Below are 17,424 nucleotides of genomic sequence, written 5' to 3'. Positions count from 1 at the left end.
TGGGTGACAAAAAAAGAAACTATTTTAAACAGTCTCTAAATTAGAAATAATAATATTATTATTTCTAAAACACTCCTAAGTTGTTTTAAAGCTCTTGAATAGTGGGTTTTAACAGTATTTACCGAAATGCCAAGTTGCAAGGCAACCTCTTTGTATTTAAGATTGTCCAATACAATGGCCTTAAAAACTTCTTTGCATTTTGTAGGTAATGCTTCAATTTCCGTGAAAAGTTTTTTCTTGTCGTCTTCTATTAATTTAATATCAATGTTTTCGTCAATCATTAATTTATTGACGTGTTCTTCGATTTCTACAAAATGATACTTAGACTTTTGTTTTGTTGCTTGTAGCGTGTTGTTTTTTACTGCTTTAAAAAGATAAGGGCCTATGGTTTCGTTGAAGTTCAGATATAGTTTTTCATCCCAAATCTTTATAAATAAATCTTGAACAATGTCTTCTGCTACAGTAAATGAATCACAGTATTTAAAGGCATACGTACTTAATGGAATATAATACAGGTCGAATAATTCCTTAAAGGCCTCAGGGCTTCCAAGTTTGAGTTCGTTTAGGATTTTTAAATCATTCGATTTCATAAGATATAACATTTATAAATTTCTATCCTGTACTGTCCATTTTAATTGAACTCGTTTAAACTTTTTTGATTGAAGCGAAAATTTAACCCTTCGCCAGCTGGCTCGTGCGCTAAAATAACCCACTGGGTTATTTTTTCACGCTCCGCCCTATGCTCGGTTGAAGACTTTTTTGAGTTGCATAGCAGAGCTACGCAAGGAAAAAAGGGCAAAAAGCGAGTGCAAAAGGACGATTTTTTAGCCAATTATAAAAAGTTTAAACGAGTTCATTGTTATAAACATCAAGGTTGTATAAAAGATTTATTCTGTTTTATTAGTAATAATAGTTTGCCAACCTAAATACGCCTTATTTACAATATCATTATCCTTATTTGGGTTGTAACGTTTAATCATGTCGCTTGGTAATTTCGGAAGCGTGTCTAAGTTCCTCCAAAGTTTTACCCCCAGTCCCGACATTAAAGCCGCACCCCAAGCAGACACATCGGTAATGCCCATGTTGGTAATAGGTGTTTTTAACAAATCGGCTATAAACTGCATCAAGAATTCATTGGCGGTAATGCCACCGTTTACTTTTAATTCTTTTAGCGACGTTTTTGTTTCTTTTTCAATAGAATGAATCACATCTTTTATTTGGAACGCAATAGACTCTAAGGCAGCTCGTACCAGATGTTCTTTCGTTGTTCCGAAGGTTAGCCCATGAATAGAAGCTTTCCAATCTTTTTGCCAATATGGAGCTCCCATACCGCTAAAAGCAGGAATAAGATAAACACCGTCATTGGTTTTTAATGAGGTTGCCATCGGTTCTATTTCCTGATAAGAAGTAAAGACCTCTAACTGGTTTTTTAACCACTCAATTGTAGAACCGCAACTTACTATCACACCTTCTAAGGCATAATTCACCTGACCTTCAATACTCCAACCAATAGTGGTAAGCATGCCATTATCGGTCTGTTTTGATAGATTTTCAGCATGCCATAAAATAGATGAACCTGTGCCTAAAGTGGCTTTTGCCATGCCATTGGTAAAACATTCTTCTCCAAAAAAGGCTGCTTGCGAATCACCAATAATACCCATTATTGGAAGTGCTTTTTTAAAAGTGCCTTCAAAAGTTGAATCCCCAAAACGATCTGAAGAAAACGTAACTTCTGGAAGGTTTAAATTTTCAATATTAAATGCTTTTAAAAGCGATGTATCCCATTCTAAATTATAGATATTAAAAAATAAGGTTCTTGAAGCATTTGTGTATTCTGTTTTAAAACTTTTATGGTTTGTAAGTTTGTAAAGCAACCATGTGTCCACCGTTCCAAAGTAAGCTTCCCCGTTTTTGATAGCTTTTTTAACGGTATCATTGTTTTCATTAAGCCACATGACTTTGGTTGCTGAAAAATAGGGATCGATAGTTAAACCTGTACTGGAGTTTATAGCACTTTCCAGGTTGTTTTCTTTTAAGCGTTCGCACACTTCAACAGAACGTTTGCATTGCCAAACTACGGCGTTGTGTAGTGGGTTTCCGTTTTTATCCCATAGTACAAATGTTTCCCGTTGGTTGGAAATTCCGCAAGACACGATGTTTTGTTCTTCACCCGGAAATTGTTCGTTGAATTTTGAAATACAATTTTTAACGGCATTTATTACTGACTGATAAATTTCAAAAGGATCTTGTTCAACAAAACTAGCAGTAGGGTAGTACGATTTTAAAGGTTCAGTAGTTTTTATAATAACTGTTCCACGTTCATCAAAAATGATGGCTTTGGTGCCACTGGTACCTTGATCGATGGATAAAATATATGATTTTGACATGCTTATTCTTTACTTTTGAAATGGTTTAGTCTTCGTTTGGATGATTTAATCTATCCATAATAACAGCAATCAATAGCGCGATCTTAATTATTTGTTGCCAAAAAGGCGATACTTTATATTAAATTTTTAAGAGACTGTTTAAGTTTTATCCTTTGGTTCTTTTATGTGCCTTTTTCCGCCATACATCAGCTATTTTTCGGTACATAGCTATGGCTATGAATCTCTCCCTCGCGGCAGCCTGGCTCCTTCGCTAAAAAGGTCTCCCCAGACCTTTTTTATACGCTCGGCCCTATCTGACGAAAAAATACCCTATAAAATGTTCCAAAAACAAAATTTAAACAGTCTCTAACAGTTCTTTGCACGTTTTAAACAAACCATCTTTTGATATGCCATAATGGTTGAAAATTTCTACTTGAGAACCAGTAACGGTATATTCATCAGGAATTCCAACAATTTTGAATTTGTTTTTGAAACCTTTTTGAAATAAGTAGGAAGCACAAGCTTCACCCAAACCGCCATGTACCATATGTTCTTCGACTGTGACAATAGGTCTTCCGTTTGTAGCCAGTTTTTCTATTAAATCGGTATCTAAAGGCTTGATGGTATGCATGCTTACTACAGTTGCTTTTAAACCATGCTCATCTTCAAGTTTTTTTGCTGCTAACCAAGCAGGATAAACGGTTTCGCCTGTTGCAATAATGGCTAAATCATCACCGTCTCTTAAAACACGACCTTTGCCAAATTCGAAGGTTTTGTTTTCTTCATTTAAAAACGGCATCGCTTTTTTGCCATAACGCATGTACACGGGTTTGTTTGTTTCAGCAGCCAATCGAACTGCTTGTTCCGTTTCAAAATTGTCTGCGGGTGCTACAATTATGATATTGTTGATAGCACGAAGCACGGCATAATCATGTAAACTATGATGTGTGGTACCAAGTGCACCATAACTTACCCCGGCACTAATGCCCACTAAAGTTACGGGATTGTCTGAATAACAAACATCATTTTTAATTTGCTCTAAGGCACGAGCACTCAGAAAACATGCAGGTGATACAGCAAATGTTTTTTTACCTGCTGAAGCCAATCCTGCAGCAACACCTACTAAATTTTGCTCGGCAATACCAACTTCAACAATTTGATTTGGGTACTTTTCTCCAAATGGAACCAATTTACCAGAACCGCGTGAATCACTGGTTACTGCAATTATATCTCTATCGGTTTCTGCTAATGCTTGCAATGTTTCAGAAAAAACATCCTGATTAGCTTTGCCCATTCTTAAATCCTTTTCCTCTATTTTATCTAATTCCATAATCCACTAGATTAATGCTTCTGCTTCTGTTAATTCTGAAAGTGCTAATTCATATTGCTCTGGCGTGGGGACACCATGATGCCATTTTGTGACGCTTTCCATATAACTAACTCCTTTTCCTTTAATAGTATGTGCAATGATAAAGTTTGGTTTTCCTTCTTCAAAAGGCCCATTGTTTAAAGCATCTTCGAGCTCTTCAAGATTATGACCATCAACCTCTTTTACTGCCCAACCAAATGCTTCCAGTTTCTGACGAACCGAATCGGTATTCATAACGTCTTTATTATAGCCCGTAATTTGTTGTTTGTTGTTATCTAAAATGGCGTATAAATTATCTAACTTATAATGGGATGCCGATAAAAAGGCTTCCCAGTTAGAGCCTTCGGGTAATTCGCCATCCCCTAAAAGGGTGTAAACTCTATGTGTTTTACTGTCCAATTTTGCAGCAATGGCTTCACCAACACATATTGGTAGACCATGACCCAGTGCACCTGTGTTTTGTTCAACACCATTTACCTTTTTGGTAGGATGTCCTATATAATGTGACTGGTATTGGCAAAGGGTTTCTAAATCCGATTCCGGGAAAAAGCCACGATCTGCTAAGGTTACAAAAAGAGCCTCTACACAGTGTCCTTTACTTTGTATATATCTATCGCGATTTGGATTTTTAAAATTGTTTGGATCTACATTTAAAACACGATTGTACAATACATTTAACGTGTCAACACACGATAAGCTACCGCCTGTATGTCCCGCTTTTGCTTTATAAATATACTTAAGAAGGTTTTTTCTCAAGTATATGGATTTTAATTTTAATTCTTTGTTTGTCATTTTTTTAATCTAAGGAGTATTTAATCAATTACCCTTTATGGTTGTAAATATCCCAGCCCATATAATTCCCAAGAGCTTCTTCTAGAATAGCGCCTGTTTTAGAAGCGTTCATTACGACATGATGCTCAAAACCATTTCTGCATACATAATTCATTAAACCTTGTAGGTCTCCAATTTGAGCAACCGCTCTATTTCCAAAAGTTTTTAAAGGGTCGTCTGTAAGCTCGCCTTCACCTATATAAGCTTTAATAATGCCTTTTGGGTCGTCGGTACTTATCCTTCCATAAGTAAGAGGCATGGCGGGAGTACGACCGTCTAAAGCACCATACGTGTTTTCTACACCAACACTAGTTCCTAAAATAGGGGCGTTGCTAATTTGAATATCTGGCAAAAAGGATTTAGCCCAGTTTCCACAATGAAACAATACGCATTTATTTGGATCTTCGGCATAGTTGTTATTCCAATCTACCAAAGCACTTGGAGAGCCAGAAGCCAGTTGCATAGCGTACATGCTTAAAGTGCCTGTAACATCTACTTCACAAGCCGATGGCAACATGTTTTCGGACATGATACTCATCGTGGTGCATACATTGCATCCAAAATTTTGCTGTAAAGAGGTCCAGCACTGTATCGCCGTAGCATCTAAGGCATATTCTTCGACAAAATCATTTAAAACAACATCTAGTTTAGCAATTTGAATCATAGCTTCATTAGGGGTTTTTCCTTTAGGAGCGTATGCATTAATCTTGTCTAAATGTTGCTTCACCGAAGCATCGTCTTTTGTTAGTTTATTGGCTTTTCCAAGAATTTCAGATAAATCTACCGTAGTTACCGTAATGCCATTCCTTTGTAATATTTTTTCTGAATAGCGTACGGTATTAAAAGCACCAGGTCTGGCACCAACCGCACCGATTCTAACATTTCTTAGTCCTTTTACAACACGGCAAACCGCAATAAAATCATTTAAATCTTTTTGGAAAATGTCGTCTGAAGGCAAACACACATGTTTGCTGGTCAACGTGTACTTTATGCCATATTGATACAGATTGTTACATACTGATATTTTACCACACCAAGAATCGCGGCGGTTAACCACATTCATCTTAGATAGTTCATCAGGGTAGGCTTGTATTAAAACGGGCACATTTAAGTTTGCTAGTTTTAAAGTGTCTGCCACACCTTTTTCGTCACCGAAATTTGGTAATAAAACTAAAATTCCAGCTAATTCTTCCCGGTGTTTTTTGAAAAGTTCAGCACATTTTTGCGCTTCTTTATAAGTTTCGACACCTCCTAATTTAGTATCCGTTGTTTCTAATAAAATGGGTTTAAGGTTTGATTTTGAAAAAACATCAATAATTTCTGTTCTTGCTTTTTCGACTAAACTATCTGGGAAAAAATCTCTGTTTCCTATGATGACTCCTATACTTAATGCTGATTTTGACATGTTAATTGTTATAAAATTGAAGCTAATATTGTTTAATTGGTATTAAAAATGTGTAATTATTAGTCGATGGTCAATTATGTAAAGGTTTTTAAGCTAAAATGACTTCGATTTCATGGTTTTTAAAGACCTTTTTATCGGTTTCTTTGATTCCAGAATCTGTTACGATATAATCTATTAATGAAAGTGCTCCCAAACTTGCTAAGGCGCTTTTGCCAATTTTGGTGCTATCTGCGACCAAATAAGTGATATCTGCTGCATCTATCATTGCTTTTTTTACAACCAAATCGCTAATACTAGGGTAGGTTAAGCCAGATTTTAATGAAATTCCAGCGGTTGCCAGAAACAGTTTTTGAACATTTAAATCTTTAAAAAAATCGGCTGCCTTTTGCCCTGTCAATGACAGTGTAGGGGGTTTAAACTCGCCTCCGGTCATAATAACTTCAATGCCAGACTCGGTACCAAGCATTAAAGCGATATTTAAAGCGTTTGTTATTACAGTTAGGTTTTTATAACCTATTAACTTTTTAGCAATTTCGGTTGTAGTGCTTCCAGAATCTAAAATTATGGTATCTCCACTTTCTATAAATTCAAGACATTTTAAAGCGATCGTTTCCTTTAACTGTAGGTTTTCTTGATGTACTAAAGAAAAGTTTTTTACATGGTCCTCTATGTTCTTAAGAAAAGCACCACCGTGTTCCCTAATAATGAGTCCTTGTTTTTCTAACTTCTCTAAATCTTGCCTAATAGTTACTTCAGTAACTTTAAAGATTTTTGCTAAATCAATTACTTTAGCAGAACCGTCTTCTTGAAGAAATTCTACTATTTTTTCCCGTCGTTTATTTGGTAATATAGCCATGAAACAAATAAACGAAAATAAACGAAAATAAACGAAGATTCTGGTAAAAAAATACAATGTAAGATGGGTTCGATTAGAAATTTACTTTTAATTGCAAAATGCTAATAAAAACAAGAGAACATCTCCTGGGCATTATCGAAAATGAGAAGATATTTTTATTTGAAGATAAAAGCACGATTTGGGGAGGTTCTTGAAAATGAGACTGTCTAAAAAGTCTGGTTCTAGGTAAGTCGAAAGTTTAAACGTTGTAAAGTAAAAAGGAGATATATTGTAAATAGTAGTTTAAAATCAATCTGTTGCGTCACTTTGTCTAATTTTAAAGAGCGACATTATTCAATGGTTGTTACTTATGTTCATATTGAAGGGGTCGAAACCAATATTGATTACCAATAAGTTTGAATGTTTCGACATCCTCAACCTGACAAATTAAATTTAAAGGACTTTTAGGCAGCCTGATTTTTGTTTGTTCTGAGTAAGATTGAAAGGCTCGACAGACATTCGTGCCTATTTCGATTGACCTTAAATTTGGAGGTTTATTATAAAAAAAACACCGCAAAGCCTTATGGATAAAAGGTTTGTGGTTATGACTTTATTGGGTAAATGAAACGATGATGTGATAACGACCCTTTACACTAAGAGCATCAACAATCAGTTATGATTGGACCTATAATGATACGCCAGCCAGTATCCTCCCATTGAAGTGGAAATTTTTATTGATGCCATGAACGTTTTTTGATTATCGATACTACCGAACGTTATCATATTGGAGCATCACTGAAAGACTGGGGGAAGAAATGGTTTGCCTTTTCTAAAATGGATGTGGAGCTTAGCAGGATGCTCCAAATTCTGAACAAACAATAAACCCTCTGGATTTTTAGGTTAATTCAAAACCAATTGACTGTTTAGAAAATACCAAACTACAAACAGTTAATCAATTAAATAATCTTTTATTATACGATACAGGACAGTACAGGACAGTTAAACATTTTTTTTAGTCTATCATTGACACGTGTAATCTATTTCGTGTATAAACTGTAAGCTGATGTCTAAATTTACTGGATGATATAGGAAACGAAATGAATACAAGTAAGGTTTAACCTTACTTTGAGTAAGGGTTGATTTTCTTAAATTTTGAACCAAGAATAATCCTTAAGGGCAGTAATTACGGGCGAATATAAAAAATTTAATCAAAATTTTCAACCCTTTGTGTTTTAAAGGGAAAACCTTACTTTTTTCTGAATGTGCTTGTATAATTTTACCACATACTATTCCATTTAAGTTTTTAACCATAAAATTTATTTTAATGAGACAGCAAATTTTAAACAGCTATTTAGTTTTTACGGTTACATTGTTAGTAGTAGCTGCTTGGCCGGGCTCCCTCCATGCTCAAGACCCATATCCGGAGGTGCCAACCTATGTCACACCCTCTCCCGACGCCTCGGCATTCACCAGATATGGAGATTATCCGGTTAACTACAATACTGGGATGGTGGATATGCGAGTACCTATATATACTATAAAGTCAGGCTCTTTGACCGTGCCTATAGATATCAGCTTCCATGCTTCTGGACGCATGTCAACTGAATACAACGGTATTTTGGGATTAAGATGGGTATTGAATGTAGGAGGTGTAATAACCAGAGAATTGAGAGGATATCCAGATGAATGGGATGAATTGTCGCCATATAACGTTCCTCAAAACCCTCAAATAACCTCGGGTTGGGTAGACTCTAATTGGTTGACAAGTCAATGGAACCAGCAGGATTGGACTGAGGGAACCTGGTTGTACAATTTATTATACCCAAGCCAATCGGCTGGTGTACCTGAATTTGAAGAATTATATAAAGCAAATCCACAAACAAATTATTATTGGAATGGTTCAAAGTCTAATATAGGTATAGATCGCTATGATAGCGAACGAGATATTTTTCGTTACCAATTACCATCAGGTAAGAGCGGAAAGTTTATTCTTAAAAAAGTAAACGATACTTTAGTAGGCTTTACAATTCCCTATGAGCCTTTACAGTTTAACTTCGTTGGCGACCCCAACAATGACAGTCTATTTATAGAAATAAAAATTACGGATATTGACGGCACAATATATACTTATGGAGGGGAAAATGCTAATGAGTATGATGATAATGATGTCGGCTACTCGAGATATCCACTGCCAGAAAGTTTTTTTGTAGCTTGGTATTTAAAGGAGATTACTTCGGCAGATAAACAGGACACCATTCAGCTAGATTACGCATTACAATCTAAAGGCAATGGAAGCCACAGGGAAACCATAACGGTATGTGATAGGTTAAGAAATGCTACAGAAGTTACTTTTTTGGATGAGGAATCTCAGATGTTTATACCTTATTCGCAAACTAGGTTTGAAGTTTTTCCAGGAAAGATAGTTAAGGATTTTGATAGTAACCTAAACCTTCATGTTCCCCTTTTAAACTCAATCACCTTTAAACATGGCGAGGCTAACTTTTCATATATCGATCATTCTGTTCCCTACGGTGTAGGAGGAATGATCCCAATTCTTGATGAAATAACCATTAGTAGTGATTCTAATGACAAGAAATTTAGGTTTGATATACAAGTAGAGCCTGGGGATTATAATCTTCATTTGTTAGGCTTAGATTATATAAGTATGGTCAATAGTTCCGAAATTATTGAAAAAGAGTATAGCTTTGAATATTACGGCTTGACAAATCCCAATAGTGGCTCTTTTGGTACATTGAAGGATTGGTGGGGTTATTTTAATAACAATGTTTATTCTAACTATGATGAATTGTTTTATTATCCTAATGTTCTATATGATGGTCAGATGTATTATGGCAATGTAGATCTCGGTTCGAGTTCAATGAGCAATACAAGTTCAAATAACGATTACAGGGATCCTGATTTCAATTCGTTGGTGTTTGGAATGTTGAAGACAATAAATTATCCAACTGGAGGGAGCACGGGGTTTGAATACGAAAACAACTATTATGATGAACAAGGGGTAAAAACAAAGGGACCAGGTTTAAGGATTTCCAAAATAACAAACAAGCCAAATCAAGGGGAAAACAACGTTAGAATATTTAGGTACGGACAATTGGATATAAATGGTGTTGAGACTGGTATTGGGCATATAAATCCTTTGTTAAAGCCTTATGTCAATACGGTTCAGGAATCTTCCGTAATGCATTATTGGGACTATGAACATGTAGGTTACCGTGTAAGGACGTTTTCTTCAGACCCTCTTGATAATTTTGGTAGTTCTGTAATCCACTATGATAAAGTGACAGAATATTCCAGCGATGATCCTAACAAAGCTTGGAAAACAGAATACGAATATTCACAAAAGTATTTCGATGTAAGTAATTATAATATAGATGACAAGGAAAAACCTATAGAATATCAAAGACAATTTTACAATCCGTATAGGGAATGGGCTGGTGGAAAACTTCTGAAAAAAAACACCTTTAACTCAGCAAATGATACCATAACCAAAGAAAGCTATAATTATAAAATCAAACCGTTTGACTATTTATGGGACATGCCAACTTACAGGCATGTTATATTTTCTTTGGATTTAGCCAATCAGCCATTTAGTCGGAATTTATCAGAATGGTTTGATGAAGAAAAAAGATATCATGAACAAAGCTGTACGGTTATTGGTTATGGTTACCGTGGATATTTTTCAGGTTCCGAAAATTTGTTCAGTAAAACAGTTGAGCATTTTGATGGGGATGGTATTGTAGTTACAAGTGAATATACTTATGATTCGCAATACAACCAAATAAAAACGGAAGAGACAACTAATAGCAATGGAAAGGTATCCCGTTTGGAATACGAATATCCATTCGATAATCCAACAGTTCCCATAAACAGTAAGATGGTCGGTCTAAATATGGTTGGAGTGCCCTTGACCAAATCCCAATACATCAATAAAAATGGCAGTGATGTCTTTTTACAGAACAGTCGAACACTTTATGGTGAATGGAGCCCCACTTCAAATAACTGGAATATCGATTCCAATCTGGACGTTGATATCATCCGTCCCAGAACCCAGTATTTTAAAAAGGGAAACACTACAGAAGAACCAATAATTGAATTTCACAGCTATTATAACAATGGTAAGATGAAAGAGGTCTCAAAAACTGATGGGATACATACCGTTTATGTTTGGGGATATAACGAAGAGTATCCCATTGCAAAAATTGATAATGCTACATTTATTTCAAATCAACCAAGTACAATAACAAGTAATCAACAAACTTTAATCAATAACGCTATAACGGCAGCCACAAATGAAACGACGGACATTACAGAGGACAACTTACGCGCAAAGCTACAGCTATTGCGTGAAGGGTTTCCCAATGCCATGGTCACCACCTACACCTACGACCCCTTGGTAGGAGTCACCAGCATCATAGACCCCAAGGGCCATACGGTCTATTACGGATACGACGACTTCGACCGCTTAAAACAGGTCAAGGATGCCTCTGGCAACATCTTAAACGAGAACGAATACAATTACAAACAATAATGATGGCCATGAAAAAGTTACTATACACCCTAGCAACCGTATTGGTGCCATCGTTAGCATTGGCACAGACAACCACAGAGAATTACATAAAGAACACGACCTACCAAGTTGAAACGACAACGGGAAGTGTTGCCCCCGATGAGAAAATAGAGACTATTACCTATTTTGACGGTCTGGGCAGGCCCAAGCAAAGCATCGCAAAACAAGCAGGCGGGAACAAACAAGATATCATCACCCCTGTTGTGTACGATGCGTTTGGTAGACAGGTAAAGGATTACCTGCCCTATGCGGACCCCAACCAGACGAGCGGGGCAAACTTGGGCTACAGGGAACAGGACGCTTTTTTTTTCACGGCAATCAACACCCGCTATCTGGCTAAGTTCCCCGGCGATTTAAACACTGGTTTACCCAATCCATTTTCGGAAAAGCGCCTAGAGTCTTCCCCGCTCAGCAGGGTCATGGAACAGGGTGCACCGGGGACAGCTTGGGCTTTGAACGAAACAGTGGATACGGACCCAAACAATGATGACTCAGATCATACCATCAAGTTTGGGTATGCCACCAATACAGAATATGATTATGTAAGGCGGTTTGAGGTTTCTTTTCCAACGGGAAACACCGAGGCCCCACAGTTGGTTGACGCAGGCTATTATCTGGCAAGCCAACTTTACAAAACAACCACCAAGGACGAAAACTGGCGGTCGTCCCAAGTAAATTTTACAGAACATACCACCGAAGAGTATAAGGACAAACTAGGGAGGGTGGTGCTAAAGCGCACATTTTACAGACAAAAATGGTTAGATACCTATTATGTATACGATGACTATGGCAATTTGACCTATGTATTGCCCCCCAAGGCGGTAACATTGAATACGGTTCCCAATCCATATTCTGGCGATCTGGGGTTTTATGGGGACATCTCAAGTATGCTGCTCACCGGGGGCGGTTCTGCAGAGTATACTATTTGGGATACAGATGATGGGTTCAGTGTTGCGATAGAAATTATCGGGTTTACCGAGGGCACAGCCTTAAAATCCGGAAAAATTGCGGATTTGGACTTTTCACCCTATGCACCGCCACTAATAGATGCCGTATTGGGCAATATTGTAAGTAAGGATTCAAACGGAAATGGCAATATAGTGGCTACCGTTTATACAAAAGACGGGGACCTGTACTTGAATTCCACAGGGGCAGGCCTCTATACCCCCAATGGTTCCGGAAATTATTATGAAACCATGTATGCGGATCTTTCAAACTATGTAGCCAATACCATTGGTGCGGCGACCTTGAACGGGCTGTGCTACCAGTACAGGTACGATAAAAGAAACCGGTTGGTAGAAAAGAAAATACCGGGAAAAGGCTGGGAATATATAATATATAACAAATTGGACCGGCCGGTAATGACGCAGGATAGTATTCAACGTTTAAAAAAGGAATGGCTGTTCACCAAATATGATGCCTTTGGAAGGGTTGCCTATACGGGGCTCCATACCCAATCAACCGTTGTAAGCAGAGCTACGATGCAATCTAATTCCAACAATAACAGTGCAATGTTTGTTACAAAAACTGGTTCGGCCAATTCTTTGGCAGGAACGAATGTGTACTATACCAATGATGCAATACCGGTAGGTATATCAAAGGTCTATACCATAAACTATTATGATGATTATGGATTTGATGGATTTTTACCCATACCACAGTTTATAGACGGTCAAGAAGTTATCAATTATAATAACAACGATAAGCCAAAAACAAAAGGACTGGCCACGGGCAGTAAAGTCAGGGTTTTGGATACCAACAACTGGATCACCACTGTCACGGGCTATGATGCAAAAGGGAGGGCTATCTATGTAAAGAGCGTAAACGATTATTTGGTCACTATAGACATAATCGAGAATACTTTGGACTTTGTCGGCAAAGTAGATAAAACGTTAACTTCACACGTAAGAGGGGCCACTAGTGTCATAACAGAAGATCTGTTTACATATGACCATATGGGAAGGCTAAAGACGCAGACCCAAGAACTTAACAATACGAACGTACTTGAGGCCATTGTTGAGAACCATTATGACGAACTCGGCCAATTGGATAATAAAGGCGTTGGAGGCAAAAGCACACAAGGGCGGTTACAAACGGTGGATTATACCTATAACATACGTGGTTGGCTAAAACAGATAAACGACCCAGCCACTTTGGGCAATGACCTGTTTACCTTTAAGCTAAGCTATAATACACCCACCCATGGCGTACCGGCACTGTACAATGGCAACATATCGGAAACCGAGTGGCGTACCGCTAATACAGATAACACGTTAAAATGGTATAGATATAGCTATGATGCCCTGAACAGGTTAAATTCAGGGAATGACAATGCAGGTAATTATATGGAGTACATCAGTTATGATAAAAATGGAAACATAAATACTTTATACCGTAGGGGCTTCAATGAGATTAATAGTACTTATGGGGTTATAGATATATTAGCATATACTTATGCCGCCGATAGCAACCAGCTAGCAAGTGTAAAAGATAATGCCTCTACGATTAACAATATTAAAACCTTTGGTTTTAACGATGGAAATACTACAGGTAACGATTACGCTTACGATACCAACGGCAACATGGTATCGGACCTTAATAAAGGAGTGACAAGCGTGCTGTACAACCACCTTAACATGCCTACCAAGATTACGGTAACGGGCACAAACGCAGGGGTATTGGACTATAAGTATTCTGCGGACGGAACAAAGCTTCAAAAGATAAAAACGCAAGGAGGAAATGTTACCACAACGGACTATGCGGGTAACTTCGTTTACGAGAACAATGTGCTGAAACAGTTCAACCAACCAGAGGGCTATGTGGAACCTGACGGAAGTGGCTATCAGTATGTATATAGGCTAACGGATATCTGGGGGAATACCCGGATCACTTTTGCGGACGATGACAATAGCGGCAGCGTGAACAGTTCTGAAATCAGACTGGAGCAGAATTACTATCCCTTTGGAATGGAACATAAGGGTTACAACGGCGGGATGTACGGGGCGAAGAACAACCTGAAGACCTATCAAAAACAGGAGTTCACAGAAGACTTAGAGCTGAACACACATGAGTGGAGATATCGTGTCAGCGACCCCGCAATCGGTAGGTTCTGGCAGATTGACCCATTGGCAGAGGATTATGTTTATAACTCCACTTATGCCTTCCAAGAAAATAAAATGGGAATGGGTACGGAACTTGAAGGTTTAGAGTTGAAGGAATTCATCTTTAATGACACAGGAAAAGGGAAACCTGTTCTTACATTAGGACTTCACCATATTAAGCTTCCAACTATTAACCGTATGGAAGGTGGTGGTATTATCGGATTTGTTGAAAACGGTTTAAGAAGTGCTTGGAATGGTATTGCAGGGACTTGGAATGCAGGGATGGATGGTGCCAATATGGGAGATATTACTACTGAAGGATTCAATGAGATGGGTAAGATGGCTGATAGAATCGTGGAAGGAAAAGGTACTGTGCAAGATGCTGAAAACTTGACAGGTATTGTGATTACTGCCGCAGTAATAGTGAAAGCTACTTCGAGTAAAACGATAAGTACGAATGAGTCTACCTCCGTAATAGATAAAGCATATAAGCGACCTAATAATGCAACCACTCCTGCGCAAAGAGCATCTGTTCAAGGTACACCTTGTGTAGATTGTGGGGGTACTAGTAAACCTATGGTAGCAAACCATATTACACCATTAGTAGAAGAATATTATACTACAGGAACTATAGATAAAGTAAAAATGCGGTCACTTGAAGCTGTAAATTCACAATGTACAAATTGTTCAACATCGCAAGGAGGACAAATGAGTGCATATTCAAAAGCAATGAAAAAAACTTTTAATTTAGAATGAGTAAATTTAATAATGAAAAAAACTTTTAATTTACAATGAGTAAACATAATAATGAAATAGATTTAATTAATGAACAAAAGCGTATTTGTAAAAAATATGGAACAGCTTTTGTAGAAGCTCCATTAAATTCAAAAATTGGAATTTCTGATAACGTTTTGGAAGGGGTTCAACCAATAAATGGATTGAGGCATTTTTCTAATGGTGATACCACAGGGTGGTATATATGGGCAGGTGAATATTCTGATGCTCCAGATTTTTTTAAACCATTGCATATAAAGCATTTAAATGAATTAAATTCTCTAATAATGCCTTTTTTAGGTTTAGAACCAGGTTATAGATTTTTAATAGCAGAAGGAGGTGATTATGTAGATGTATGGGAAGACTTGAGTTTATTAGATGTTATTGATTAATTTCTATAACATCTGGGTTATAAACGGTTAATTACTATGTGGATGCCGTAAACGGTTATAAGTATGTGTACCAGTACAAGGACCACTTAGGGAACATACGACTGTCTTATAAGGATGTGAGTACTACCTCTACGCCTGTATTACAGATACTTGAGGAGAACAATTATTATCCTTTTGGGTTACGTCACAAGGGTTACAATTCTAACATAAATGGAATTGACCATCCATATGGTTTTGGCGGCAAGGAAGAGCAGAATGAGTTCAACAATACGCTTCAGTGGTTGGACTTTGGAGCAAGGAATTATGATGCCAGTTTGGGGAGATGGATGAATATTGACCCATTGGCAGGTGAGTTATCAAATACAAATCAAACACCTTATCATTTTTGCAGTAATGATCCAATAAATAGATTTGACCCTGACGGAAGAGATGATTGGATGATAACTAAAGACAATAAATTTGTTAAAATCAAAACTACAAATGATAAATTTCACAGAATTTATAAATTAGACAGAGAAGGGAAGAAAGTTTCATTCTATAGAACTGATCATAAACTTTTTGACGGAGTTGAAGATAATGGCTGGAATAGAGTAAAGAAAGAGAATAATCGAAAGGAATTTCTATCTCTTTTGGAGACTTCAAAAAACAAGGATGCTCTTAAAGATATGATAGCGAGGGCTAAAGAGGAAGACTTTTTTGATGCTTTTGATATATTGATAATGTCTACAGAATCTCTTCAAATTAATCCGACAGATAGAGGAGATCCAGATCGTTATAGTTTTGGATTTGATTTGATTAAATCAATTAAGGAGTATTTTGAAAAGAAGGATGAAAAAGAAAAAGAAAAAAGGAAAAAGAAAAGGCTACTGAGGAACTATTGAAAAAAGCCAATTCTGGAAACTTAGATGAAGGAACATATACATATGATATTTTTTCAGGGAAATGGGTAAAAAAATAGCCTAAAAAAACATTTAAACAAAAGTATGATTATGAATAAAAAAGTTATTTTGATTGTTGTTTTTGTTTTTTGCTTTTTAAATGTAAGAAACTATCTAATAAAAATTGTAAACCAGCCAAGGATTTAATTGAAGCTTCAATAGAGTCAATTAATAGTATGGATGAAAAAGAGTATATTTCTTTGATCGAATCTAATATTGTTTTAGAAATTTTGAAAAATTCTTCTGAAGAAAATCCAGAACATAAAGAATTAGTTGAAGTGTTAAAAAATGATAAAGAAGAATTTATTAAAATGTATTCAATAGGTTATAATGTATTTATTAGAACTTTAAAAAGGATTTATAAATTGAATAGGATTGATTTTAAGTTAATTGATTTTAAATTAGAAAAGACTGAGGAAGAGTCAGGTTATATAATTGATAGATATGTTGTAAGATTAGAGGATTATAAAAATGATCATTGGAGTATGAAAATAAATTTGTCTAAATACAATAATTGCTATTATATAATGGAACCTATAAATGTTAATTACTTGAGTAAAGGGTGGTAATGGACTAAACAACTAATAACCCCCGCTGTTCCCTAGTATGGCTACCGCCAGTTTGCGACTGATGGCGGTAAGAGTAAGAAAAACACAGAGCCACAATATAAAAGTTGTGGTTTTTTTATGCGTAAGCTGATGGGAACAGAAGTGTTAAATGATGTAATAATAATTTATTCTAATGATAACCTTTTTAAACAATCTACTATTAATACTAGTGATGCAGAATATTTAAAGAATCGGCATGCTACAGGTAATTATAGAT

Annotated in this window: 11 protein-coding genes; 5 read left to right on the top strand and 6 right to left on the bottom strand. The window is 36.7% G+C overall.

Annotated features, from left to right (window positions below; genetic code table 11):
- Positions 1–35 precede the first annotated feature (35 nt).
- The 6 genes from CJ739_RS04865 to CJ739_RS04840 form a co-directional block, all read right to left on the bottom strand.
- Positions 36–590: an RNA polymerase sigma factor gene (locus tag CJ739_RS04865; protein WP_162880132.1), complete on the bottom strand. Its 555-nt coding sequence runs from the start codon at positions 588–590 to the stop codon at positions 36–38.
- A 297-nt stretch (positions 591–887) separates the two neighbouring features.
- Positions 888–2,387: an FGGY family carbohydrate kinase gene (locus tag CJ739_RS04860; RefSeq protein WP_117172980.1), complete on the bottom strand. Its 1,500-nt coding sequence runs from the start codon at positions 2,385–2,387 to the stop codon at positions 888–890.
- Between the two features lie 334 nt (positions 2,388–2,721).
- The gene (locus CJ739_RS04855; protein ID WP_117172978.1) at positions 2,722–3,696 is read right to left on the bottom strand and encodes a transketolase family protein; all 975 of its coding nucleotides are present in this window, start codon (positions 3,694–3,696) and stop codon (positions 2,722–2,724) included.
- 6 nt (positions 3,697–3,702) lie between these two features.
- On the bottom strand, positions 3,703–4,527 hold the full coding sequence (locus CJ739_RS04850; protein WP_117172976.1) for a transketolase: 825 nt from the start codon (positions 4,525–4,527) through the stop codon (positions 3,703–3,705).
- 28 nt (positions 4,528–4,555) lie between these two features.
- On the bottom strand, positions 4,556–5,971 hold the full coding sequence (locus CJ739_RS04845; RefSeq protein WP_117172974.1) for an L-fucose/L-arabinose isomerase family protein: 1,416 nt from the start codon (positions 5,969–5,971) through the stop codon (positions 4,556–4,558).
- Between the two features lie 88 nt (positions 5,972–6,059).
- The gene (locus CJ739_RS04840) at positions 6,060–6,827 is read right to left on the bottom strand and encodes a DeoR/GlpR family DNA-binding transcription regulator (protein ID WP_205419391.1); all 768 of its coding nucleotides are present in this window, start codon (positions 6,825–6,827) and stop codon (positions 6,060–6,062) included.
- Between the two features lie 1,303 nt (positions 6,828–8,130).
- On the opposite strand from CJ739_RS04840, the gene CJ739_RS04830 reads away from it, so the two are divergent.
- From CJ739_RS04830 to CJ739_RS04810, 5 genes are all read left to right on the top strand, one after another.
- Positions 8,131–11,355, top strand: a complete 3,225-nt coding sequence (locus CJ739_RS04830; RefSeq protein WP_162880131.1) for an RHS repeat domain-containing protein — start codon at positions 8,131–8,133, stop codon at positions 11,353–11,355.
- An 8-nt stretch (positions 11,356–11,363) separates the two neighbouring features.
- Positions 11,364–15,251: a DUF6443 domain-containing protein gene (locus CJ739_RS04825; RefSeq protein WP_162880130.1), complete on the top strand. Its 3,888-nt coding sequence runs from the start codon at positions 11,364–11,366 to the stop codon at positions 15,249–15,251.
- Positions 15,252–15,286: 35 nt separating this feature from the next.
- On the top strand, positions 15,287–15,661 hold the full coding sequence (locus tag CJ739_RS04820) for an immunity protein Imm33 domain-containing protein (protein WP_117172968.1): 375 nt from the start codon (positions 15,287–15,289) through the stop codon (positions 15,659–15,661).
- A 116-nt stretch (positions 15,662–15,777) separates the two neighbouring features.
- Complete coding sequence (locus tag CJ739_RS04815) at positions 15,778–16,542, top strand: RHS repeat domain-containing protein (RefSeq protein ID WP_162880129.1); 765 nt, start codon at positions 15,778–15,780, stop codon at positions 16,540–16,542.
- Between the two features lie 233 nt (positions 16,543–16,775).
- Positions 16,776–17,168, top strand: a complete 393-nt coding sequence (locus CJ739_RS04810) for a hypothetical protein (protein WP_117172964.1) — start codon at positions 16,776–16,778, stop codon at positions 17,166–17,168.
- The last annotated feature ends 256 nt before the right edge of the window (positions 17,169–17,424 follow it).

It is taken from the genome of Mariniflexile sp. TRM1-10 (genome assembly GCF_003425985.1).
Lineage (GTDB): Bacteria > Bacteroidota > Bacteroidia > Flavobacteriales > Flavobacteriaceae > Mariniflexile.
This window is presented reverse-complemented; position numbering and strand designations above follow the sequence as displayed.